This is a genomic window from Mesorhizobium sp. M0960 (assembly GCF_040319055.1).
In the GTDB taxonomy this organism is placed as follows: Bacteria; Pseudomonadota; Alphaproteobacteria; order Rhizobiales; family Rhizobiaceae; genus Mesorhizobium.
Map to the genome: position 1 here is coordinate 620,557 of NZ_JAMYNN010000001.1, position 23,604 is coordinate 644,160.

The window sequence follows — 23,604 nt, forward strand, 5'->3', positions numbered from 1 at the left end:
GCGCATTTGGGGTGGCGGTGACGCCGTCGCCGCGCACGCTTCGCGCCGAGCTGTTGCGGCTGTGCGCCCGTATCGGCTATTCGCCGCCCGCTGTCCTCTAACGAATCCGCCCCGGCGCGAAAGCTGCCGGATTGGTTCAAGAGGAAAGACCAGACATGACCTACCAGAATTATTCGCTGAAGCAGCTTCAGCAGATCGATGCCGCGCATCACCTTCATCCGTTCACCGACCACAAGGAGATGCGCGAGACCGGCTCGCGCATCATCACTCACGCCAACGGTCCGTTCATCTACGATGCCGAAGGGACGGAAATCCTCGACGGCATGGCCGGGCTATGGTGCGTCAATGTCGGCTACGGCCGCGACGAGCTTGCCGACGCCGCCTACGCCCAGATGAAGGAATTGCCCTACTACAACTCCTTCTTCAAATGCTCGACGCCGACGCCGGTTCTGCTGTCGAAAAAGCTGGCGGAGATCGCGCCAAGGCACATCAACCAGGTGTTCTACGGCTCATCCGGTTCGGAGGCCAACGACACGGCGCTGCGCCTCGTCCGCCACTATTGGGTGCTGGAAGGCAGCCCCGAGAAGAACCGCATCATCTCGCGCAAGATGGGCTACCACGGCTCGACCATAGCCGGTGCCTCGCTCGGCGGCATGGATTTGATGCACAACCAGCTCGGCGGCGCCGTGCCCAACATCGTCCACGTGATGATGCCCTATGCGTACGAGCTCGCACTGCCCGGCGAAAGCGACCATGATTTCGGCCTGCGCGCGGCAAAAGCGGTCGAGGACGCGATCCTCGAAGCTGGCGCCGATAAGGTCGCCGCCTTCATCGGCGAGCCGGTGATGGGGGCAGGCGGGGTGAAGATCCCGCCGATGAGCTACTGGCCGGAGGTGCAGCGCATTTGCCGCAAATACGATGTCCTGCTGATGCTGGACGAGGTTATCACCGGCTATGGCCGCACCGGCGAGTGGTTCGCCGCACAAGCCTTCGATGTCGAGCCCGACACCATCACCACGGCCAAGGCGCTGACCTCCGGCTATCAGCCGCTGTCGGCGCTGCTTGTCGGCGACCGCATCGCGGCGACGCTGGTCGAAAAGGGCGGCGAATTCTATCACGGCTACACCTATGCCGGGCATCCGGTGGCCTGCGCGGTGGCACTGAAGAACCTCGAGATCATCGAGCGCGAGGGCCTGGTCGAGCGCGTCAGGAACGACACCGGGCCTTACTTCGCCAGGGCGCTGCAGGAACGTTTCGGTGGGCATGATCTGGTTGGCGAGGTGCGCTCGTTCGGGCTGATGGGGGCGATCGAGATCGTCAAGGACAAGGTGACCAAGGAGCGCTTCCTGCCGGCCGGCAGCGCGGCGGTGATGGTTCGCGACCACGCCCTTGCCCAAGGCATGATGCTGCGCGCCACCGGCGACACGATGATCCTGTCGCCGCCGCTGATCTGGACGCGCGAGACGATCGACATGGCCTGCGACCGCATCGCCAGGGCGCTCGACCTGGCCGAAGCAGATTTGCGCAAGCGGTAAGATGGAACGATCGCCGGGCGTCCGGTAATCGGGCGCCCGGAGTTTGAATGCCGCTTTATGGCGAAGAGTTCGCCAGGCGAGGCTGTTGGCAGTATCGACGACCACGCGTGATCACTGGCCCGCCTTGACACCGATGACGTGCCCCTTCGCGTCAGTGACCAACATCCCTTTCGATTGGTCCAAGATCACAACAATGTTGCCGAAAGGATCGCGGACACGGGCGCACCGCCCGACCGCGATCTCGAATGGCGGTTGCACAGCCTCACCGCCGGCGGCCAAGAATTCCTCAAACGCGTCGTCCACGTTATCGACCAGGATGTCGGTCTCGGGACCGATATGAAGATGGACAACCAGCTCCGCATCGGTTTCAGGCAACGCAAAGCCGGCGGCTTCATCGTCCCGCCAAACGAGCGCATGACCGAGACGATCCCCATAGAACGATACGGCTGCATCGAGGTCGCTCACGCGCAATAGATGATTATCGAGCTTGCGGAATAATGGTCTTTTTCGAGGCTCGTGCGCCATTGCGGGACCTCAATATGTGAAGAGATTCGTGCGGCCGTATAGCCTCTAATGAAATAGTCTTCGCGACTATGTCTGCAACTGGGTTGCCTTCAAGCTTTCGAGCCCGCTCGGTGGAAATGGTAGCGAGCCGAAATTCATGTGGGGGTCGTGAGCGGAAATTCAAACTGAGACAGCACCGAAGGGCCGCATCAGCGACGCGGCAATCGGAATATAGCTCCGACGACATGGCGAAAACGCAAAAACCGCGCTCCATCGGAACGCGGCTTTGCCAGATACGCATGGTGCTTCGCCAACAATACACTTGCGAAACTTACGGCGAAACTTACGGGCTCCGGTACGCGAGACCTGATCCGGAGCGCCGGGCGGATGTCCGCCTCGCAATCCGTTTTAAACGCACATCGTTACTGCAGGGTTAGCAAGAGCTTAAGCAAACCTAAATTTGCCGACTTTCCGCTTTGGGCAGATCGAAAACTATGAAATTTGACCTTACGCAGGGTCACCGCGCAGGAAATTGATGATGCCGGAAAAATCCGCGCCGGCATTGCCTTGTGCGTTGAACAGCGCATAAAGCTGGGCTGCCTCGGCGCCGAGCGGCGTTGCCGCACCGACGCTCTGTGCGGCCTCCTGCGACAGTTTCAGGTCCTTCAGCATCAGTGCCGCTGCAAACCCGGGCTTATAGCCATTGTTGGCGGGCGATGTCGGCACAGGGCCGGGCACCGGGCAGTAAGTGGTCAGCGACCAGCACTGGCCGGACGAGGTCGAGGCGACGTCGAACAGCGCCTGGTGCGACAGGCCGAGCTTTTCCGCCAGCACGAAGGCCTCGGCAACGCCGATCATCGAAATGCCCAAAATCATGTTGTTGCAGATCTTCGCCGCCTGCCCGGCGCCGTCGTCGCCGCAATGAACGATGCGGCCGGCCATTGGCTTGAGGATCGGTTCGGCCTTGGCGAAGGCGTCCTTCGAACCGCCGGCCATGAAGGTCAGCGTGCCGGCCGCCGCACCGCCCGTCCCGCCGGAGACCGGCGCGTCGATCGTCAGCAATCCGTGCTTGGCCGCGGTGGCATGGGCCTTTCGCGCCGACTCGACGTCGATGGTCGAGGAATCGATGAACAACGCGCCTTTTTTCGCCTTGGCCGCGATGTCTGCGTAAACCGACAGCACATGCTTGCCGGCCGGCAGCATGGTGATGACCGCATCGGCATCCTTTACCGCCGCAACGGCATTGGCCATGATGACGACGCCGTGCTCCCTGGCGATGACGAGGTTTTCCGGCACCAGGTCGAAGCCGTGCACGGCATACCCGGCCTTGACCAGGTTGGCGGCCATCGGATTTCCCATATTGCCGAGGCCGATGAAGGCGATGGTGGTCATAATGGCACTCCGCGGTTTGGGTAAGGCAGGCAGTAGGCAGTAGGCAGTAGGCGACCTATTCGGGCGCAAGTTTGCTAATAAGTTGGCGAAGCATTTTTCCGATGCCCTCGGTCGCTAACAGTACGTGATAAGCTTGGTCATGCGTGGCAAGGCCAATGCGTTCAGCGATCTCAAGGTGTGTCTCGAACTCCTTCAACGATCCTTGGGCTATCCTGAGAAATTGCTGATAGGAGCCTCTGTTGTCTCGACCATGACCTTCCGCGATGTTTGCAGGAATAGAGGTTGCTGAGCGGCGAATTTGGCTGGTCAACCCATACAATTCTTCTTTTGGCCATGCCTTGGTCAAGGAGTAGGTGGTGACGGCCAGATCCATCGCCTGCTGCCATACGATAAGATCCTTGTACGAATTGATCTTGCCGGTCATCTTCCTGCCTACTGCCTACTGCCTACTGCCTACTGCCTACTGCCTACTGCCTACTGCCTACTGCCTACTGCCTACTGCCTTACCGTACGATCAGCGCGCGAGCGATGATGACGCGCATGATCTCGTTGGTGCCTTCGAGGATCTGGTGGACGCGCAGATCCCGTACCAGCTTCTCGATGCCGTAATCGTGCAGATAGCCATAGCCGCCATGCAACTGCAGGGCGTCATTGGCGACGTTGAAGCCGGTGTCGGTGACGAAGCGCTTGGCCATTGCCGACCATTTTCCGGCATCCGGCGCCTTGCGGTCGAGCTTCGAGGCGGCGGTGTAGAGGAAGATGCGCGCTGCCTGCAGTTCGGTCTCCATGTCGGCGAGTTTGAACTGCAGCGCCTGGAATTGGTTGATCTTCGAGCCGAAGGCCTTGCGCTCGGCGGTGTAGGCGAGAGCCTTGTCGAGTGCCGATTGCGCGCCGCCGAGCGAACAGGCGGCGATGTTCAAGCGGCCGCCGTCGAGCCCGGCCATGGCGATGCCGAAGCCGGCGCCTTCTGCCGACAAAAGGTTTTCCGCCGGCACCTTGCAGTCCTCGAAGACGACCTGGCGGGTCGACTGCATGTGCCAGCCCATCTTGTGTTCGTTGGCGCCGAAGGAAAGGCCGGGCGCATCGTTCGACACGACGAAGGTGGAAATGCCTTTCGGCCCGTCGGCGCCGGTGCGCGCCATGACGACATAGAGGTCGCTGTCGCCGGCACCGGAGATGAACTGCTTGGCGCCGTTCAGCACATAGTCACTGCCGCTTTTGACCGCGCGCGTCTTCAGCGCCGCCGCATCCGAGCCCGAGCCCGGCTCGGTCAGGCAGTAGCTTGCCAGCCATTCCATCGAGGTCAGTTTGGGCAGGAAGCGCCGGCGCTGCTCGTCGCTGCCGAAGCGGTCGATCATCGATGCTGCCATGTTGTGGATCGAGATGAAGGCGGAAAACGCCGGATCGGCACGCGAAAGCGCCTCGAAGATCAGCACGGCGTCGAGCCGGCCGAGCCCCGAGCCGCCGACATCGTCGCGGACATAGATGCCGCCAAGGCCGAGCGGGCCGGTCTCGCGGATCACGTCGGCGGGGAAATATTTGTTGCGATCCCAGTCGAGTGCGTTCGGCGCCACACGATCGGCGGCGAAGGCCTCGGCCATCTCTTGGATGGCGCGCTGGTCCTCGTTGAGTTCGAACTGGCTGGTGCCCGCATCGACAGCGGCGTCCATGGCGTGCTCCCTGATGTTTCCGGCCTGCTGGCCTGTCGTTTTTGGCTTTGCGCGCCGTCCAATCTAGACCAATGATGCCGCCGCGCAACCCGACCGTCTGCGCAGCCGCTGTGTGCGAATGCGCTTTGGAGCAAAGTGTGACGACAAATTTCGACGAACTGCTTGGACGCTTCCATGCCTATCTCCAGACGTTCGATGATGCGCTGGTGCGCGACGCCGTGGCCCGAATCGGCTGGGACATGCCAAGCCGGCCGCTCGAACCGCATGCACTGCCTTGTCTCGTCCTGCTCGACCGTATCGTCGAACTCGCTCCCGCTGCGGCCAAGCCGCTGGCGCGGCTGGTTGCGCAGCGTCGCGGCGATCTGCGCTGGGGCCAGACCTATGGCGAAGCGGATTTCGGCAAGATTTTCATCGACAATTACGGCTGGCTGGAGGTATTCGGCACGCGCGGTCATTTCGTCAATGAAGAGGTCGCGGCCGGCCTGCTGATCCTTGGGCCCGACATCGTCTACCCCGATCACCACCATGTCGCGGAGGAGATCTACGTCCCGCTTACCGGCGGCACCGAATGGCGCATGGGCGATGGCGGTTTTCGCCTTCGAGCGGCGGGCGAGGTGATCCACCATGCCTCTGACGTCAGCCACGCCATGCGCACCGGCAAGGAGCCACTGATGGCGCTCTATCTCTGGCGCGGCGGCCCGCTGGCAGCCAAGTCGACGATCACCGGAACCGTTGCGCAGGGCAGGGGCTGATATGGCCAAGGCAATCATGCTGCAGGGCACGGGTTCGGATGTCGGCAAGACGGTGCTCGTCGCCGGTCTTTGCCGCGCGGCGAAGAACCGCGGCTTGAAAGTGCGGCCGTTCAAGCCGCAGAACATGTCGAACAATGCCGCCGTCGCCGATATTCCCGGCGATTCAAGCGGCGGTGAGATCGGCCGCGCGCAATGGCTGCAGGCGATCGCCTGCGGCGTGCCGCCGACCATCCACATGAATCCGGTGCTGCTCAAGCCGCAGACCGATGTCGGCGCTCAAGTTGTCGTGCAGGGCAAGGTGTTCGGCGAGGCGCGGGCGCGCGACTACCAGGCGCTGAAGGGCCGGTTGATGGATGCGGTGCTGGACTCCTGGGCGAAGGTCGGCGAGGGCGCCGATCTGGTCATTGTCGAGGGCGCCGGCTCGCCGGCCGAGATCAATCTCAGGAGCCGAGACATTGCCAATATGGGCTTTGCGACGCGCGCCGGCGTGCCGGTGATCCTGGTCGGCGATATCGATCGCGGCGGTGTCATCGCCTCGGTCGCTGGCACCCATCTGATCCTGCCGGAGGAGGACCGGCGTATGATCGTCGGCTACCTCATCAACAAGTTCCGTGGCGATGTCTCGCTGTTCGATGACGGCATCGAGGCGATCGAAAAATTCACTGGCTGGCGCTGTTTTGGCATCGTGCCGTGGCTGAAGGCGGCGGCGCGGCTGCCGTCGGAGGATTCCGTCGTGCTCGAACGGCTGGCGTCCGGCCAGAGGCGCGCGCTGAAGATCGCCGTGCCGGTGCTCTCGCGCATCGCCAATTTCGACGACCTCGACCCGCTCAAGGCCGAACCGCAGGTCGAGGTGGTGTTCGTGCCGCCTGGCCAACGCCTGCCGCAGGATGCAGGGCTGGTGGTCATTCCCGGCTCAAAGTCGACGATCGGCGATCTCGTGAAATTCCGCGAGAATGGCTGGGACCGCGACCTTGCCGCGCACAGGAAACGCGGTGGCCATATCGTCGGTATTTGCGGCGGCTTCCAGATGCTCGGCCATAGCGTGCGCGATCCCGACGGCATCGAGGGCAGCGTTACCGAGACGCAAGGCCTCGGCCTGCTCGACGTCGAAACGGTTATGGAGCCGGAAAAGACGGTGCGCAATGTCAGCGCGCGCTCGGTGCCGTTCGATCTGCCGCTCGAGGGCTACGAAATCCATCTCGGCCGCACCACCGGTCCCGACACGCTGCGGCCATCCGCCGTTATCAACGGCGTCGATGACGGCGCCATCTCCGCCGACGGCAAGGTGTCAGGCACCTACATGCACGGGCTGTTTTCCGCCGACGCCTTCCGGGCGAAATTCCTCGAAAGCCTCGGCGTCAAGGGCGGCGGCATCGACTACCGCGCCGAGGTCGAACGGGCACTGGACGAGATCGCAGCCGAACTGGAAACCCACCTCGACTGCAACGCGATTTTCGGGCTGGCGCGTTAGCTGGCGGCTTCGTCAGCCTTCGGCCAGTAGGTGCCGAACGACCAGACATTGCCTTCCGGATCGCGGCAGATGAATTCGCGGCTGCCATAGTCGCGGTCGGTGAGCTCTTCCAGAATCTCGGCGCCGGCGGTTTTTGCCCGAGCGTATGCCGCGTCGGCGTCAGCGACCGCGACATAGATCGACTTGCCGCCGCCCGAGCCGGGCGCGCCGACCATCTTTCCATAGGCATCGTCGCGGGCCGTGCCGAGCATGATGATCGAGGAGCCGAATGCGAGTTCGGCATGGTGCACCACGTCGCCTTCGCCATAGCGGGTGCGGACGCTGAAGCCGAAGGCCTCGCACAACCAGTCGATCATTTTGCCGGCATTTCTGTAGCGCAGCGCCGGGTAAAGCCGCGGTGCTTCGGTGGTGTTCGGCATGGCTGATCTCCTTCGCTGTGTTGGTCGATCAACCCAGTCTGGGCGAAGGCCGGTCGCGCGTCTTGAAGAAATGTTACCTCACGGCGACAGTCGTCGGCGTGACGCCTGCGAGGTCGCGAAACTCGCGCACCAGATGCGCCTGGTCGGCATAGCCGCAGTCGGCGGCGATGTCGGCCCAATCGCTGTTGGCCTTTCTCGACAGGCAAAGCGCGTGGTTGAAGCGGACGATGCGCGAGAGCGTCTTGGGTCCAACGCCGACCGCGTCCGAAAATTTTCCGGCGAGATGCTTGCGGCTCCAGCCAAGCTTTTCGGCCAGCGTCGAGATGCGGGTCCGACCACTCGTCGAGACGATCGTCTCATAGGCCCAGACAATTTCGGCTTGAGTGCCGTCTGTGGTTGCCAACCGGTCGGCGACGAAGGCCTCGGCGATGGCAAAGCGTGAGCTCCAATCCGGCGCATTGCCAAGCCTTTCGCGAAGCGCGACGCCTCCAACGCCGAGCACGTCATCCAGGCCGACCATGCGATCGGTCAGTTCGCTCATCGGCCGGCCGAAGAAGCGACGAGCGCCGAGCGGGGTGAAATTGATCTGCACACAACAGGCGCCGCCGAAGGATTCGATCACCACCGGCCCGGCGTAGAGGCCGGCGGCAAAACTGGCGAAGCGGTCATTGTCGCCGGGGTCCCTGCCGAGCCCGATGGCAAAGGGTTCGGCAAAGCTGATGACCAGCGGCACGGTCAGCGAGGCATATTCGATGACGCGGAAATGGCCTGGCATGGTTTCGCGAAAGCCGCACATGTCGGTGACGGCGCCTTGAAGCCGATGACTGGGCGCGCGCCGCACCATCTCGAACCGATCGAGCCCTGGGCCGTCGTGGCGGCTGCCGTCTTCGCTGGCGGGCATGTGCTTCCCTCGTCCAGGAATTCTAACAGACCATCCTGCAGAATCAAAAGCGCCCCGCTTTTGGGCGGGCGCTCCGAGTTGCCTGAGATTCTGAATTGTCTGGACGTGTTTAAGCGCCGCGCATCAGGCAGCCGGCGGCCAGCACGATGTAGGCGATGACGACAATCCACGCGGCATTCAAAGGGATAAACGCAAGAACGCCAAGCGCGGCGAGAACGCCGATGATGGCGATGACAAGGGATATGATGAAAATAAGCTGGGTAGGCGCACTGAGATTCATGTCCGGTCCCTCCTCAACATGATTCGTACAGCCGCATAGTATCAGTCGCGCGGTCACACACCAATGAGCGCAGCGGGCTTGCCGGATTGGCCGGCAGTTTTATGGGAGTGGCCAGAACGGTGCCGCGAGTTCGATCACGAAGGGCAATCGCTTCAGACGAATGACAGTTTCCAAATTGTGGCGGAGACCACCAATTGTCGATGTCGCCGCCGCCCCTCATTGCCCTGCCGGGCATTTCTCCCCGTATAGTGACGGGGAGAAAGGGTTGGTCGCAACGTCGGCGCCTTTTCTTGCAGCGTCTGCGATTGGCGAAACCGGTGACGAGAGCGCCCTCTCCCCGTCACTAAACGGGGAGAGGATGCCGGCAGGCAGGTGAGGGGCAGCGCCAACGCCCTAAAGGGGTGAGGAGACGAATTCAAAACCTGAAGCGATTGCCCAGTTCCACCCTTCGCACCCCGTTTGCGCAAAGCCGATTCCGCGCTACCTTCCCGACGAATCGGAAGGGGCTCATGGCGATGGGATTGCTGGACCAGATACGCTCGATCTTCGACGGCGATCCCGGCGTGCGCAAGGTCGCAGACGATCCGGTGCTGTCGGCGGAACTGCTGATGCTGTTCCGCATGATCCTGGCCGACGGATCGGTCAGCGAAAGCGAAATGACAGCCTTCAGGCGTATCTGCCGGGAAGCCTTCGGCATTCCCGAAACCAGCATCGATAGCGTTATCGAATATCTCAACGAGTTCGGCTACGAGACCAACAGCTCGCAGGCCATCGCTCAGTTTCGCGACCTCGACATCGAACGGCGCAAGCTGCTCGCCCGCCATATGGCCGAGATCGCCAAGGCCGATTCGCAACTTGCCGGGAGCGAGATGCAGCTGTTACGCCGCACCCTCGACCTGCTCGAAATCAGCCCTGCCGATGTGGTAAAGCCGCAAGGCTGAGGCATCGGCTGACTACGATTGCCGACGTTCTGAACGTCATTTTGTCTGAGCCGATGGTTGCATCCTGCTGCCCACTCGCAGCATCGACGCCTATCTCCGTTTCAAGATTACCGGAAGGGACTGTCAGGAGTCTGTGCGCGGGGCCGGTTTCATCATTGGTTGACGAACCCTTCGCCGAAGAGGACAGTGAACAGGATAAAAGTGCACTGTCACTGCTATTCCGCTACTCCGTCATAGATATAGGACGAGGTGCCGAGGTCAGGATCGGGGGCCGACAGCCGGTATGCGCCCGCAATCTTTTGTTTTAAATTAAACTATCCACTATTCTGACACCGTCGGCGCCAATTAGTTAATCACCTTCTTCTATAGCATTGTCTACTATGATTATGTTGTCCGCGCCATCATAGACAAAGCTGTCCGGAGAAGGGCCGTGCTCAACTACTCTTGATATGCGAATCTCAGATCTGTCAGAGAATATAATGGAAACCCACTGGGAGTCGGTGACAACGTCAATAATATTGATAGACTCCATGTATGCTCGGATAGAGCATGAAATTTTGCTGTTTACTGCGATGGAACCTCTCTCAAATGCGATCATGATACTGCCGTTTTGGTACTTAATGGATCGAAATTCTTTTCCAATGAGATTTTCCTTTAGGTAGTCCATATGACGTTTATCCTATCGCGTTCAGTTTGGAATATGTGCGAATTGATGTTCCCTTGAACTCGCCCCCCGGGAGGTACCAAAAGTAGGCCCCGGTGTAAGGGTTCGAGATTGTCTGGCAGGACTTGAATTGCCCCATTCGGGTTTGTCGCGTTCATCATTCTCAGATTCGTCGTTTCCTTGGTCCGGCAGCTTTGCTCCGCGTTGCGTCAAGCGCTTCACTTCGTGCGGCATTCATGCAAGCCCGAATGCCAGGACAAGGAAGCCCATCGCTCCGAACCCGGCGTGGATGACGATCCCGGCCCATGTGCTGCGACGCCGCTGGACGATGTAGGGCAGCAGCAACGTGATCGGCACAAGGGTCAACAGGACTTGCCAGGGGAAGGCAGCGTGGAACAGCAACCACAGGATCCCGTTGACCAGCCAGGCCCGCCTGCCGAAAGCAATCTCTTGCCGCGGCAGCGCGAAACCCCGCCAGACAAACTCTTCCCCAACGATGTTCAGCACAAAGAACGGAAGCCACGCGCCGAGGATCCAGTAGCGGCCGGGACCGAGCGGCTCGAAAGCCATGAACGAGGGATTGAAGTTCGTCCCGCCTCGCAGCATCCGGAGCGCGCCGCCGATGCCGCCGGTCAGCACGCCGACGGCCGCCAGCCCTCCAACCGCCCAGAGCCAGTCGCCGCCATTCATCGGGCGAAGCCATAGCCGCGCGCCCAACGAACCCGGCAGACGCCGTTCCCGATACAACAGCAGGGCGGCCACGAGAAGCAGGGGGCCAAAAAGGATGATGCTTGCCGCCAAGAACCACATCACCACAGTCTCAGCCCCGCTAGCGGAGACAAACGCTGGGACGGCTACCCGCGTTACCAGGAACAGCAGCAGAGCACCCGCCCCGAACAGCGCAGCAGAGCCGCCCAGCCCCAGTGAAGGAGGCTCAGGCCCTTCGCGCGTTTCAGAACTGTTGGCTATCAATAGCCGTTCTCCCGCCCGTGCGCCCAACAAATTAGCCGTGCCACGAAGCTGCTCACCCCTGTTCCTGCAGCCTTTTCGCAATTGCCCGATGCAAATCGGGAGCGGCGGCGACCAGCGCCTTGGCGGCTTCGGATTGCGGGTGGTCGAGCACTTCGCTCGTCCTGCCGCGCTCGACGATCTTGCCGTCATGCATGACCATCACTTCGTCGGTGATGGCGCGGGCGACGGTCAGATCATGGGTGATGAACAGATAGGCGATGCCGAGTTTCTGGTTGAGTTCGGCGAACAAATCGAGGATCTGCGCGCGGATCGAGACGTCGAGCGCCGAGACCGGCTCGTCGGCGACGATCAGCTTCGGCCGGGTGATGATGGCGCGGGCGATCGACAGGCGCTGGCGCTGGCCGCCCGAAAACTCGTGCGGATATTTGTCCATGTCTTTAGGCGACAGGCCGACCTCGTGCAGCGCATGCGCCACCATCTCGCGCCGCGCGGCGGGCGCCGGCTTCTTCTCCAGCACATGCAGCGGCTCGGCCACCAATCTCTCGACCTTCTGGCGTGGGTCGAACGAACCATACGGGTCCTGGAACACGACCTGCATGTCGCGCCGCGCCGGCTTCAGCTCCGCCTCGCTCTTGCCGGTGAGGGTTTTGCCACGGAAGCGGATCGTACCGGCCGTCGGCTTGTCCAGCGCCAGGACCATGCGGGCGAGCGTCGACTTGCCGCAGCCGGAGCGCCCCACGAGCGCCACCGACTGGCCGGGCGCCATCGAGAAGGAGACATCGTCGACGGCGCGGATGGGAGCTGCCGGTTTCAACAGCGATATGCGCCGTCCGGGATAGTCCCGCGTTACGTTCGCTACCTGAAGCAGCGGTTTGGCTGATCCGCTGTCATGCGTGCGGGCTCGCGCCGGCAAATGCATCGAGGCCTGCGCCAGTTGGCGCGTGTAGGGGTGAAGCTGTTCGGATAGCGTGCGGGCCGTGTCGCCGGCCTCCATCACCTCGCCATGGCGCAGGATGGTGATGCGGTCCGCCATCTCCGTCACCACGGCGAGGTCGTGCGAGATGAGCAGAAGACCCATGCGGTTTTCCGCTACGAGGTCGCGCAGAAGGTCGAGGATCTGCGCCTGCAGCACCACGTCGAGCGCGGTCGTCGGCTCGTCGGCAATCAGCAGCTTGGGTTTCAGCGCACAGGCAATGGCAATGACGACGCGTTGGCGCTGGCCGCCGGAGAGTTCGTGCGGATAACGCGACAGCGGGAATTGTGCTGCCGGCAGGCCGACCCGGTCGAGCATTTTTCGCGCCCGTTCCTCGGCGTCGGCGCGGCTTGCCCTGGTGTGCCAGCGAATACCCTCGGCGACCTGCTCGCCGATGGTCTTGACCGGATTGAGCGCCGTCATCGGCTCCTGGAACACCATGCCGATATCGTCGCCGCGCAGCGCGCACATCTGGTCCTCGCTGGCGGCAAGGATGTCGATGCCGTCGAAGGTGATGCGTCCGCTGGTGTGCGCCGCCCAGGGCAGAAGCTGCATGACGGTGAGCGCCGTCATCGACTTGCCGGAGCCGGATTCGCCAACGAGCCCCATCACTTCGCCCGGCGCGACGGAAAGTTCGATGTCTCTGAGGATACGGGTGCTGCCGATGGTCAGCGACAGCTTGTGGATTTCGAGCAGGCTCATCGCTGCCGCCGCGATTTCGGATCGAGAATGTCGGCAATGCCGTCGCCAAGCAGGTTCAGGCCAAGCACGGTGACGACGATCGCCATGCCCGGAAAGATCGCCATCCAGGGCGCCACCACCATGCGGGTCTGGGCGTCGAACAGCATGCGGCCCCAGCTCGGCATCGGCGGCTGGGTGCCCAGCCCGACATAGGAAAGCCCGGCTTCGGCCAATATGCCCAGCGCGAACTGGATGGTGCCTTGCACCAGCAGCAGCGTGGCGATGTTGGGTAGCACATGTTCGATGCTGATCAGCGCCCTGCTTTTGCCGGCGGCGCGGGCGGCGAGGATGAATTCGCGCGGCCAGATCGCCAGGGCGCCGGCCCGGGCGACGCGCGCGAATACCGGGATGTTGAAGATGCCGATGGCAATGATGGCGTTGAACGCGCCCGGCCCGAAGATGGCGGTGATCATGATTGCCGAAAGCAGCGCCGGAAAGGCGAAGACCAGGTCGTTCAGCCGCATCAGCACGTCGTCGACGAAGCCGCCGCGCGCCGCGGCAAAGGCGCCGAGCGGCACGCCGACGCCCATGCCGATGCCGACCGCCACCAGCGCCACGGCAATCGAATTGCGGGCGCCGACCATGATCATCGACAGGATGTCGCGACCGAAATGGTCGGTGCCGAACCAGTGCGCCAGCGACGGCGCCTGGGTCTTGTCGGATATGACCAGCTTGGTGACATCGTAAGGCGTCCACAAGAAGGAGAGGATCGCGACCGCAGCCACCAGTGCGGTGATGACGAAGCCGGCAAGGAACGAACGGTTTCGAAACGCCTTGGCCAGGATGCCGGCAAGGTTCTCGTCGGGGATGTCGATGTGCAGCGTCATTGCCGGCCTCTCAGGCGCGGATCGACCACCGCATAGGAGAGATCGACAACGAAATTGACGACGATGACGGCGGCGACCAGCAGCATGACGACGCTCTCGACCACGATCAAGTCACGCTGGTTGATCGCCTGGAACACCAGCCGGCCGAGGCCGGGTAAGTAGAAGACGTTCTCGATGATGATGGTGCCAGCGAGCAGGAAGGCGAATTGCAGGCCTAGAATGGTGACCACCGGGAGCATGGCGTTGCGTAGCGCATGCCGCCACAAGACAAGACGATAGGGCAGGCCCTTGGCGCGGGCGGTGCGGATGTAGTCCTCGTTCAGCACTTCGATCAGCGCCGAGCGGGTGACCCGGGCGAGGATCGCCGCCTGCGGCAGAGCAAGGGCGACAGCCGGCAGGAGCAGCGATTTCAGCGCCGGCCAGACGCCGGCGCTCCAGCCGGGAAAGCCGCCGCCAGGCACCAGCCGCAGCCAGACGGCGAAAAGATAGATCAGCATCAGCGCAAACCAGAAATTGGGCACGGCAACGCCAAGCTGGGCGGCGCCCATAGCGATCGTGTCGCCGGCCCGGCCGCTACGGCTGGCGGAAAACAGCCCGACCGGGATGGCAATGACGGTGGACAGCGCCAGCGCCATCAACGCTAGCGGCAGCGACACGACGAGGCGCTCGCGGACCAGATCGATGACCGGCACCGAATAGGTATAGGAACGGCCGAAATCGAGGCTCAGCAGCCCGCCGGCCCAATGCAGATAGCGCAGCACGACGGGAGCGTTGAGGCCCATCTGGTTGCGCAGCAATTCGATCTGGTCGGCGCTGGCGTTCAGGCCAAGCATCAGCCGTGCCGGGTCGCCGGGAATGATCTCCAGCACGGCAAAGACCACCATCGAGGCCAGAACCAGCGTGACGACGGCGATGGCGAGGCGCTTGAGGAGGTAGGCGGTCATGGACGTTGAGGAACCGCTGTGTTGCCGGACGCAAAAACCGGGCGAAGCTTGCGTTCCCGCCCACCCCCCTCTGTCCTGCCGGACATCTCCCCCTCAAGGGGGGAGATTGGCAGTTTCCACGCTGACACTGTCCTTGCAACCCTAGTGGTTAGCGAAAGCGGCGATGAGGGCTCGATCTCCCCCCTTGAGGGGGAGATGTCCGGCAGGACAGAGGGGGGTGTGACGGAGTGCAACTTTCGCCCTTCTGTCAGCGGCTCAATCCGTCCACTTCACCTTGGTCAGGTCGTTGGCCTGGATGGGGGCGTTTTCCCATAGGCCCTGCAGTTTGGCGTCCCAGACGCCGACCTTCGGCAATTCGTAGAGGAAGCCGACCACGGCGTCATCGGCCAGAACCTTCTGCGCCTCGCCGAGCAGCGTCATGCGCTTGGCCTCGTCGGAGGTAAGGTTCAGCTCGTCGATGATCTTGTCGAAGGCCGGATTGTCGTAGTTGAAGTAATAGTCCTTGCGCGAATAGATATCGATGTCGTTGGGCTCGGTGTGGGAAACGATGGTCAGGTCGTAATCCTTCTTGGTGAAGACCTGATCAAGCCACTGCGCCCATTCGACAGGGATGATCTCGAGGTCGATGCCGATTTCGCGAAGCTCGGAGGCGATGATCTCGCCACCAAGCCGCGCATAGGAGGGCGGCGGCAGCTTCAGCGTCGCCTTGAAGCCATTCTCCAGGCCGGCTTCCTTCAGCAACTCCTTGGCCTTGTCCACATTGTGCGGATAGAGGCCGGTGAGGTCGACATAGGCCTTGCTGGCGGGCGACATGTGCGAGCCGATCGGCACGCCGAGGCCGGCCGAGGCGCCGTCGATGATCGCCTTGCGATCGAGCGCAAAGGAAATCGCCTGCCTGACCTGCAGCTTGTCGAAGGGCGGCTTCTTGTTGTTGATCGACAGGATGGTTTCGCCCTCGGTCGAGCCGATCACCACCTTGAAGCGCGGGTCGTCCTTGACCTGGGCGACACTGTCAGGATCGAAGAACGGAAAGGCCTGGATGTCGCCGGAAAGCAGCGCCGGCACGGCGGCGGCGGCGTCCGGAACGATGCGGAACTCGGCCTTGTCGAGGAACACCGGGGCGCCCCAGTAATTGTCCGACTTGACCAGCGTGATCGATGAGCCCTTGGCCCAGTTCTGGAACTTGAACGGGCCGGTGCCGATCGGTTTTTCCTTGTTGGTGTCGGCTGTCTCAGGCGCGACGATCACCGCGTCGCCCCAGCCCATATTGTAGAGGAACGAGCCTTGCGGGTTCTTCAGCGTGACCTTCACCGTCGCGGGATCGACGACCTCGACCTTGCCGATGGCGGCGAACAGGCCCTTTTGCGCGTTGACGGAATTGTCGGCGCGGGCACGATCGAGCGAGAATTTCACGTCGTCGGCGTTGAAGTCGCTGCCGTCATGGAATTTCACGCCGGTATGCAGCTTGAAGGTGTAGACCTTGCCGTCGTCGGAAATGCTCCAGCCTTCAGCGAGATCGGGCAGCACTTCGCCGTTCGGTCCGATGCGGGTCAGGCCCTCGAAGACATTGGCATAGAGCACCTCGTCGATCGCAGCCGCGGCACCCGCGGTCGGATCGAGATGCGGGGGTTCGAGCGGAATGCCGATGACCAGGTCGGTTCGCGCGGCCATCGCCGAGGTTCCGGCGGCCAACGCCAGCGCCGCTGCGGCCAGAATGGTTTTCCACAATTTCATCGTGCAACTCCCCATATGCAAAAACACGTGCTCAAACCCGGCGGATAGAAGCGTGAATTCGCCGCCGAGTAAATTGCGTTTCGTACCGTCCGCCGCCGCCGGGAGGAATGTTTTTCCGCCCATAGCCCGATCATCGCGGGCCGGCGCCCCTCAGCAGAACGCCGAGGCCGATCGCCATCACCTTTGCCGAGTCCAGCATGTCGGCAATGCCGACCCATTCGTCGGGTCGGTGGGCAAGGTCGAGAATGCCCGGCCCATAAGCGATGCAGTCATAGATGTGGCCGATGCGGGCGATGTGCTTCTGGTCGTAGGTGCCGGGCGAAATCACGTAATCCGGCTCGCGGTCGAATATCTCCATGATGCCTTGCGCGACAGCCTTCACCACCGGCGCATCGCGCTCGGTCATCAGCGGCAGCACCTCCATCAGATCGCGGATCTCGTAATCGAACTTTTTGCGCTCGCGCTTAAGCCGCTCGAGGATATCGATCACTTCGCTCTTGACCGTGCCGAGGTCCTCTTCGAGCAGGAAACGGCGGTCGATGGTCAGCCGGCAGGAATCAGGCACGTTGGGCGAGGGCAGGCCGGGCCGGAAATCCTCCGTCTGGCCGCCGTGGATCGAGTTGATGTTCATGGTCGAGCGTTTTGCCCCTTCGGGCACGACCGGCATGCGCGTCATCTTGCGGTCGAGCGCCGGAAACAGGTCATCCTCGAAGGCCCGCAGCACGGCGCCCATATGGCGCACCGCGTTGTCGCCGAGGAACGGCATCGAGCCGTGCGCGATCTCGCCTTTGGTCTCGATCTCCGCCCACCAGACGCCGCGATGGCCGAGGCAGATGCGGTCCTTGTTGAGCGGCTCGGGAATGATGACGTGGTCGACCTTCGGCCTGGAGAAATAGCCGAGCTTGGCCAGATGGGCGACACCGCCAAAGCCGCCGGACTCCTCGTCGACCGTGCCCGAAATCTCGATAGAGCCGGGAAAATCGGGAAAGACCTCCATGAAGGCTTCAGCGGCGATGATCGAGGCGGCAAGCCCACCTTTCATGTCGCAGGCACCGCGGCCATAGACCTTGCCATCCCTGACGATGCCGGCGAACGGATCGAGGCTCCAGCCGTCGCCGGGCTCGACCACGTCGATATGCGAATTGAAGTGCACGCAAGCACCCGGCGCGCGGCCATCGAAGCGGGCGACGACGTTGACGCGCGGATAACGGTCAGTGTCGCCGGGCGTGCCTTCGGCACGGATGAATTCGATCTCAAAACCGCGCTTCTTCAGCCGCGCGCCGATAAATTCGGCACACGGCTGATAGGCTTCGCCGGGCGGGTTGATGGTCGGAAAGCGGATCAGATCCGCGGCCAGCGCAACCAGATCATCGGCTCGGTCATCGATCGCCTTGAGGAGCCGTTCGTTCGGTTCGTTCATTCGGCGAATTGAGCAGCGGATGAGGCGGTTTTGCAAGCCCGATGGCGAATTGCGAGGCGATTGCGTGTCGTTACGGCAACTATTGCGGGAAATCGTTCAAATTCGCTGCTTTGGATTGGTGAAATCGTCAGGGAGTAGGTGTTAGCTCGCTGGCTTGCCATCAAAATGCTGGAGAACAGCGTGAGGGCAGGCAGGCAAGGGGCATCAAAGGGGTTTGATCGCATGAAAAACACTGTTCTCATGGCAGCAGCATTGGTAGCGATGCTGTTCGGTTCGTCGTTCGAGGGCCGGGCGGCCAGCCTGGTCGCGAACATTGATATTTCCTCACAGACGATGACGGTAAGATACGGGCTTTCGTATTACCGGTGGAGCGTTTCCACCGCCCGCAAAGGCTACATCACGCCGCGCGGCAGCTATCGTCCGCAGCGGACGGCCAGGATGTGGTATTCGCGCAAATACGATATGTCGCCGATGCCCTATTCGGTGTTCTTCCGCGGCGGCTATGCCATCCACGGCACCGGTGCCGTCCGGCAATTGGGGCGCCCGGCATCGCATGGCTGTGTGCGCCTCCACCCCAGCAACGCCGCGGCCTTCTATTCGATGGTGCGCAAAGCCGGCTTCGGCAACACGCGGATCCTGGTGACGAATTAGGCCTGTCACTGGGCCCGAAAATAAAAAACCCGCCGGAGCGGCAGGTTCGTCGGCGCCAAGTAGCACCATACCGAAGTTAGTAGCATAGCTGCCGGCACAAAGCAAGAACAAAATACGTCAGTAGCGGAAAATGTTTGCTATGATTTCCGCTCAGGCGGCTTTGTCGCGCAATTTCAACGGCCGCCGCTTTCTGCGCTTGCTGATCTCCCAGCGCTTGTGGAACCACATCCACTGGCCAGGGTCTTCGCGCACCCAGCGCTCGACCACATCGTTGAGAAGCTGAGTGGTGGCGGGGACGTCGACATTGCCGCCTGCGGTGCGCGGCAAGGTGAGCTTGTCCTCGATTTCGAGCCGGAAACGATTGTTCGGCAAGCGCACGCAGCGCGCCGGGTAGACATCGCAATCGTAATGCCGGGCTAGCGTGCCTAGTACGCGGTTGCTCTCGCAGGGGCGGCCGAAGAATGTCGTCTCGAGCCCGCCCGTGAATTTCTGGTCGACCAGCACGCCGATATTGCCGCCGTTCTCCAGGATAGCCGCAAGCGCGAACGAGGCGCCGGTCGAAGACGGCAGCAGCGATCCCATGCTCGAGCGGCGGGTCGAGAGGATGTAGTCGGCGAGGTAAGGGTTGTTGGGCGGGCGAAACAGCGCCGTGATGTTCATGCCGAAGGTGGCAGCAGCCACCGGCAGCAGCTCGAAATTGCCGAGATGCCCGGTGAAGACGATATGCGGCTTGTCCTCGCCGGCGATGCGCACGAAATGCTCCACGCCCTTGACCTCGACACGGCCCGGCTTCGTCGCAGCAGGATCGTAGTCGAACAAAGCATCGAGGAAGATATATTCGGCGGCGAGGCGAGCCATGTTGCCCCACATGTCGGAGGCGATCGCCTCGATCTCTGTATCGCTCTTTTCCGGATAGGCCTTGCGCAGATTGTCGATCGCAACCTTGTGGCGCTGCACCCAAGGGCCGATGCGGCGGGCGGCGCGGTCGGCGAAATTGAGCGCCCGGTCGGGCGGCAGCAGCCGCAGCGCGGAGATGATGATCATCGCAACCCGCGCGACCAGCCAGTAGTTGAACTGGCGAAGCCGCCTGCCATAGCGGAATCCCAGGTCCCTGCGGATCTTCCTGAAAGCGTTGCCGATCATTCTCAGCCGACGCGCAGGATGATCTTGCCGAACACGTCGCGGCCCTCCATGCGCTTCAGCGCGGCATCGATGCCGTCGAAACCGACCTCGGTGTCGATCACCGGCGCCACCAGACCTGCCGCCATCTTCTGCATGGCGTCGGCCATGTTTTCCATGCGGCAGCCGAACGAGCCGAGCAGCTTCAGCTGCTGCTGGAACAATTGCATCAAATTGATCTGCGTCGACACGCCGGAGGTCGAGCCGCAGGTGACCAGCCGTCCGCCGCGTTTCAGGCACAGCATCGAAGCGGCAAAGGTGTCGGCGCCGACATGCTCGAACACCACGTCAACGCCCCTCTTCTTCGTCAGCTTGCGCACGACGCCTTCGAAGCGGTCGTCGCGGTAATTGATGACGTGGTCGGCGCCGAGCGCCTTGGCCTTGTCGATCTTTTCGTTCGAGCCGACGGTGGTGATGACCGTGCAGCCCATCTTCTTGGCCAGCTGAATGGCGGCTGAGCCGATGCCGGAGCCGCCGGCATGGACCAGTATCGTCTCGCCGGGCTGCAGCCGGGCATTGTCGAACAGCATATGCTCGACCGTGCCGAAGGTAACCGGCGCCACCGCCGCGCCGATCTCGCTCACGCCGGGCGGCGCGGGGACCAGAAGGCGCGCCGGCAGATTGATCTTTTCCTGCGCAAAGCCGTCGAGATGGAAGCCGTGCACGCCCGAAACATGCTCGCAGAGATTGTCGCGGCCTTCGCGGCAGGCGCGGCAAAGACCGCAGGTGCGGGCACCGTAGATCGACACCAATTGCCCGGGCACAAGGCTGGAAACGCCGGGGCCGACCGCCTCGACCTCGCCGGAAGCCTCGGCGCCGACGACCAGCGGCAGCTTGCGCTTGGCAAAAGCCATGCCGCGCCAGCCCCAGACGTCGATGTGGTTCAGCGCCACGGCCTTGATGCGCAGCGTCACCTCGCCGAGCGAAGGCGGCGGCGGTGGTGGCAGGTCCACCGTTTCAAGCCGGCGATCCTCGATAAGTTGCAATGCGCGCATGCCAGATCCCAGGTTGCGCATGACCCGAGAACCGTTTCGGAAAGGACCATGCGCACGACAACAGTGCTAGAGCGGAACGGTCGCTTAGACCGGTTCCCGCGCCATGACAAGGCAGGTGTTCTGGCCGCCGAAGCCGAAGGAGTTCGACAGGACCGTGCCGACCTCGGCGTTGCGCTTGGTGTTCGGCACCACGTCGAGCACGATCGCCGGGTCGGGATTGTCGTAGTTGATGGTCGGCGGAATGACGCTTTCGCGCATCGTCATCAGCGAAAATGCAGCCTCGACGGCACCGGCTGCCGATAGGGTATGGCCGATCATCGACTTGTTCGACGAGACCGGCATTGACGAGATACGCTCGCCGAACACCGTCGACAGCGACAAATGCTCCATCTTGTCGTTTTCGGGCGTCGAGGTGCCATGGGCGTTGACATAATCGATCCCGTCCTCGCTCAGGCCGGCATCGGCAAGGGCGGCGCGCACCGCCGCGATCGCCGGCGAACCGTCCGGCTTGGAGCGGGTGCGATGGAAGTCGTCGGCCTTTTCGCCGCAGCCGCGCAATATGCCGAGAATGGTGGCGCCGCGGGCAAGTGCTGCCTCCAGCGATTCCAGCACAAGGGCGCCCGAGCCTTCGGCCAGCACGAAGCCGTCGCGATCCTTGGAGAACGGCTTGGATGCCTTTTCGGGGATGTCGTTATGGGTGGAGAGCGCCGACAGAAGCGAGAAGCGGATCAGCGCCTCCGCGGTTGCCGATCCGTCGGCGCCGATCGACAGCGCCCGGTCGCATTCGCCGCGGCGGATCGCCTCGACGCCGAGCTGGATCGCCGTGGCGCCCGAGGCGCAGGCGGTCGACAGCGTGATCGGCAGGCCGCGCGTGCCGAAACGATCGGCAAGCCGGTCGGCGATCGAACCGAACTGGGTGGTCTCGAAAATGTCGAGTTCCCTCAGGCCGCGCGCCACCCGCAGGAGCCTCTCTGCACCGGTATCGTGCGTGTCGGAATTGTAGAGCGAAAAGCGCTCGCTCCAGTCGAGTTCGACCGGCGGCGAAGCGAGGAAAAGCGGTCCGCCGAAATCGCCGGCATCGAGGCCTGCCTCAGACATCGCTTCCTGGGCCGCGGTTTCGGCAAGCTCATAGGTGAGGAGACTGGCGCCCTTGGAACTCGACGGCAGGAAATCGACCATGCCGGAGATGCGGGTGTTGAGATGATCGACCGGGAAGCGGGTGATCGGATGGATGCCGGACTTGCCGGATGTCAGCGCCGCCCAATTATCGGCCTTGCCGACACCGAGCGAGGTCACCACGCCGATGCCGGTGACGGCGACGATCGGCCTGCCCATGTGGTCGTTCAGATTGGCCATTTGTTGTCCAAAAACCTGTTTCTCTTGGAGCATCGGATCGCCCGAAAACCGCGTCACGTTTTCGGTCCGATGCTCTAGGCGGCTTTGATCAGCGCCATGCCCTCGAATTGGTGATAGCCGATCGCCGTTGCAAGGGCGGTCTTCGGGACGCCGGCAAACGGTTTTTCGACTGTGGCGTCGAAGACAGGGTAGGCGGCCTCGCGGTCGACAGCCAGGGCCGCCAGCGCGACGGCGAAGGGGAACTGCGCTTCCTTCATGTGGCCGGTGAGCGTCGAAAAGCCGCGTGCGGCGATCGCCGGATTGGCCTCGAGCGCCGATTTCTCGGCGGCGGTCGCGGCATGGGCGCCCGAAGCGCCGGAGATCGCCAGCAACTCGCCGTCCGGCAATGCGGCTTGCTTCAGCAGCATGGCGATCTCTCCATCGAGTTCGCCCCGCCGGCGCCTGGCGCGACCGGACAGGACCGGGCCAAGTTCCGCATAGATCTTCCGGCCACGGCTTGTCGCGTGCTCGCGCTGCTCCAGGACGAGAAACGCGCCGCCGGATCCGGTCACCACGCCGCCGCCCTCGGCACCTTGCCTCTGCCAGACCGGCCGCCACGGACCGCGATGCAGGTAGCCGGCCAGTTCATAGCCGAGCAGCATGTCGGAATGTTCGGTCTGGAAAGCGCCGCCGACCAGTATATGCGTCGACTGACCGGAACGGATGCGCGCGGCCGCGGTCTCGACGGCGGCGACGCCCGCACCTTCCTCGCCCATGAAGGTGCGCGACGACCCCGTCACCTTGTGGACAATCGAGATGTTGCCGGCGAGCAGGTTGGAAAGCTGTGCCAGAAACAGCGTCGGGCGCAATTCCGTGGTCAGCTTCTCGTTGAGCAGCACGTCGCGGTCATTGCGGCTTTCCGATGCCGCGAGAATGGCCGCGTCGACCGCTTCGTCGCGCTCGCCGCCGCCGGCGGCCACCACCATGTCCATGGTCGCGCAGAGTTCGTCATTGCCCTTGATGCCGGCATCATCGAGCGCAAGGCCGGCCGCATAGGTGCCGAGCCTCTGCCAGGTCTCCATCTGCCGCTGGTCGCCACGCTTGGAGATCTGCAGGTTCCAGTCGACCTCCGGCAGCGGGTGGACTGTATAGGGCGAGAAGCGCGAGGCCTCCAGAACCGGCTCAAGGCGCGGCTGGACGAGCTTTTGCCAATGCGCATCCGGACCCTCGCCCAGCGACGAGACTAGGCCGATGCCTGATATGACGACGTCGTGGGGGTTCATGGGCGGCTGTTCGGGTGAAGG

General features: G+C 62.7%; 22 protein-coding genes. 5 read left to right on the top strand and 17 right to left on the bottom strand.

Features of this window, described 5'->3' with window-relative positions; all coding sequences use genetic code 11:
- The first annotated feature begins 155 nt into the window (after positions 1-155).
- Positions 156-1,535, top strand: a complete 1,380-nt coding sequence (locus NKH63_RS03130) for an aspartate aminotransferase family protein (protein ID WP_352484535.1) — start codon at positions 156-158, stop codon at positions 1,533-1,535.
- Positions 1,536-1,646: 111 nt separating this feature from the next.
- On the opposite strand, the gene NKH63_RS03135 is transcribed toward NKH63_RS03130, so the two are convergent.
- The 4 genes from NKH63_RS03135 to NKH63_RS03150 form a co-directional block, all read right to left on the bottom strand.
- Complete coding sequence (locus tag NKH63_RS03135; protein ID WP_156948098.1) at positions 1,647-2,060, bottom strand: VOC family protein; 414 nt, start codon at positions 2,058-2,060, stop codon at positions 1,647-1,649.
- Between the two features lie 486 nt (positions 2,061-2,546).
- On the bottom strand, positions 2,547-3,431 hold the full coding sequence (gene mmsB, locus NKH63_RS03140; RefSeq protein ID WP_352484536.1) for a 3-hydroxyisobutyrate dehydrogenase: 885 nt from the start codon (positions 3,429-3,431) through the stop codon (positions 2,547-2,549).
- Positions 3,432-3,486: 55 nt separating this feature from the next.
- Positions 3,487-3,855 carry a four helix bundle protein gene (locus NKH63_RS03145; RefSeq protein ID WP_352484537.1) on the bottom strand — a complete coding sequence of 123 codons (369 nt, stop codon included), beginning with the start codon at positions 3,853-3,855 and terminating at the stop codon, positions 3,487-3,489.
- A 79-nt stretch (positions 3,856-3,934) separates the two neighbouring features.
- Positions 3,935-5,101 carry an isobutyryl-CoA dehydrogenase gene (locus NKH63_RS03150; RefSeq protein WP_352484186.1) on the bottom strand — a complete coding sequence of 389 codons (1,167 nt, stop codon included), beginning with the start codon at positions 5,099-5,101 and terminating at the stop codon, positions 3,935-3,937.
- Between the two features lie 137 nt (positions 5,102-5,238).
- On the opposite strand from NKH63_RS03150, the gene NKH63_RS03155 reads away from it, so the two are divergent.
- On the top strand, positions 5,239-5,853 hold the full coding sequence (locus NKH63_RS03155; RefSeq protein WP_352484187.1) for a dimethylsulfonioproprionate lyase family protein: 615 nt from the start codon (positions 5,239-5,241) through the stop codon (positions 5,851-5,853).
- 1 nt (position 5,854) lies between these two features.
- A complete protein-coding gene (locus NKH63_RS03160; RefSeq protein WP_352484188.1) occupies positions 5,855-7,324 on the top strand; it encodes a cobyric acid synthase in 1,470 nt (489 codons plus the stop codon).
- On the opposite strand, the gene NKH63_RS03165 is transcribed toward NKH63_RS03160, so the two are convergent.
- The 3 genes from NKH63_RS03165 to NKH63_RS03175 all read right to left on the bottom strand — a co-directional run bounded on the left by NKH63_RS03165 (position 7,321) and on the right by NKH63_RS03175 (position 8,924).
- Positions 7,321-7,743, bottom strand: a complete 423-nt coding sequence (locus NKH63_RS03165) for a VOC family protein (RefSeq protein WP_023719962.1) — start codon at positions 7,741-7,743, stop codon at positions 7,321-7,323. The two genes, NKH63_RS03160 and NKH63_RS03165, sit on opposite strands and share 4 nt — an antisense overlap.
- 73 nt (positions 7,744-7,816) lie before the next feature.
- A complete protein-coding gene (locus NKH63_RS03170) occupies positions 7,817-8,644 on the bottom strand; it encodes a helix-turn-helix domain-containing protein (protein ID WP_031194284.1) in 828 nt (275 codons plus the stop codon).
- 109 nt (positions 8,645-8,753) lie between these two features.
- Entirely contained in the window at positions 8,754-8,924 is a 171-nt protein-coding gene (locus NKH63_RS03175; protein WP_023676480.1) for a hypothetical protein, read from the bottom strand.
- A 509-nt stretch (positions 8,925-9,433) separates the two neighbouring features.
- Between NKH63_RS03175 and NKH63_RS03180 the strand changes: the two genes are divergently transcribed.
- The gene (locus tag NKH63_RS03180; RefSeq protein ID WP_023719964.1) at positions 9,434-9,865 is read left to right on the top strand and encodes a tellurite resistance TerB family protein; all 432 of its coding nucleotides are present in this window, start codon (positions 9,434-9,436) and stop codon (positions 9,863-9,865) included.
- An 898-nt stretch (positions 9,866-10,763) separates the two neighbouring features.
- Here NKH63_RS03180 and NKH63_RS03185 read toward each other — a convergent pair.
- The 6 genes from NKH63_RS03185 to NKH63_RS03210 form a co-directional block, all read right to left on the bottom strand.
- The gene (locus NKH63_RS03185) at positions 10,764-11,330 is read right to left on the bottom strand and encodes a CPBP family intramembrane glutamic endopeptidase (RefSeq protein WP_352484189.1); all 567 of its coding nucleotides are present in this window, start codon (positions 11,328-11,330) and stop codon (positions 10,764-10,766) included.
- 223 nt (positions 11,331-11,553) lie between these two features.
- A complete protein-coding gene (locus NKH63_RS03190; RefSeq protein ID WP_352484190.1) occupies positions 11,554-13,176 on the bottom strand; it encodes an ABC transporter ATP-binding protein in 1,623 nt (540 codons plus the stop codon).
- Positions 13,173-14,042 (bottom strand): ABC transporter permease, encoded by an 870-nt coding sequence (locus NKH63_RS03195; RefSeq protein ID WP_352484191.1) that lies wholly within the window; start codon positions 14,040-14,042, stop codon positions 13,173-13,175. Before NKH63_RS03195 ends, NKH63_RS03190 begins: the two co-directional genes overlap by 4 nt.
- A complete protein-coding gene (locus NKH63_RS03200; RefSeq protein WP_352484192.1) occupies positions 14,039-14,986 on the bottom strand; it encodes an ABC transporter permease in 948 nt (315 codons plus the stop codon). The genes NKH63_RS03195 and NKH63_RS03200 overlap by 4 nt, the downstream gene beginning before the upstream one ends.
- A 255-nt stretch (positions 14,987-15,241) precedes the next feature.
- Positions 15,242-16,720 carry an ABC transporter substrate-binding protein gene (locus NKH63_RS03205; protein ID WP_352484193.1) on the bottom strand — a complete coding sequence of 493 codons (1,479 nt, stop codon included), beginning with the start codon at positions 16,718-16,720 and terminating at the stop codon, positions 15,242-15,244.
- Positions 16,721-16,850: 130 nt separating this feature from the next.
- Positions 16,851-18,140, bottom strand: a complete 1,290-nt coding sequence (locus NKH63_RS03210) for an acetylornithine deacetylase/succinyl-diaminopimelate desuccinylase family protein (protein WP_352484194.1) — start codon at positions 18,138-18,140, stop codon at positions 16,851-16,853.
- Positions 18,141-18,362: 222 nt separating this feature from the next.
- Here NKH63_RS03210 and NKH63_RS03215 point away from each other — a divergent pair, with 222 nt between their 5' ends.
- Positions 18,363-18,791, top strand: coding sequence for a L,D-transpeptidase (locus NKH63_RS03215; protein ID WP_023719972.1), 429 nt, complete (start codon positions 18,363-18,365; stop codon positions 18,789-18,791).
- 150 nt (positions 18,792-18,941) lie between these two features.
- Here the strand turns inward: NKH63_RS03215 and NKH63_RS03220 are convergent, their stop codons facing one another.
- The 4 genes from NKH63_RS03220 to NKH63_RS03235 all read right to left on the bottom strand — a co-directional run bounded on the left by NKH63_RS03220 (position 18,942) and on the right by NKH63_RS03235 (position 23,583).
- A complete protein-coding gene (locus tag NKH63_RS03220) occupies positions 18,942-19,934 on the bottom strand; it encodes a lipid A biosynthesis lauroyl acyltransferase (protein ID WP_352917631.1) in 993 nt (330 codons plus the stop codon).
- A 2-nt stretch (positions 19,935-19,936) separates the two neighbouring features.
- Positions 19,937-20,965, bottom strand: coding sequence for a zinc-binding dehydrogenase (locus NKH63_RS03225; protein ID WP_352640462.1), 1,029 nt, complete (start codon positions 20,963-20,965; stop codon positions 19,937-19,939).
- Between the two features lie 84 nt (positions 20,966-21,049).
- Positions 21,050-22,321: a beta-ketoacyl-ACP synthase gene (locus tag NKH63_RS03230; RefSeq protein WP_023719975.1), complete on the bottom strand. Its 1,272-nt coding sequence runs from the start codon at positions 22,319-22,321 to the stop codon at positions 21,050-21,052.
- A 74-nt stretch (positions 22,322-22,395) separates the two neighbouring features.
- The gene (locus NKH63_RS03235; protein ID WP_352917632.1) at positions 22,396-23,583 is read right to left on the bottom strand and encodes a beta-ketoacyl-ACP synthase; all 1,188 of its coding nucleotides are present in this window, start codon (positions 23,581-23,583) and stop codon (positions 22,396-22,398) included.
- Positions 23,584-23,604 lie beyond the last annotated feature (21 nt).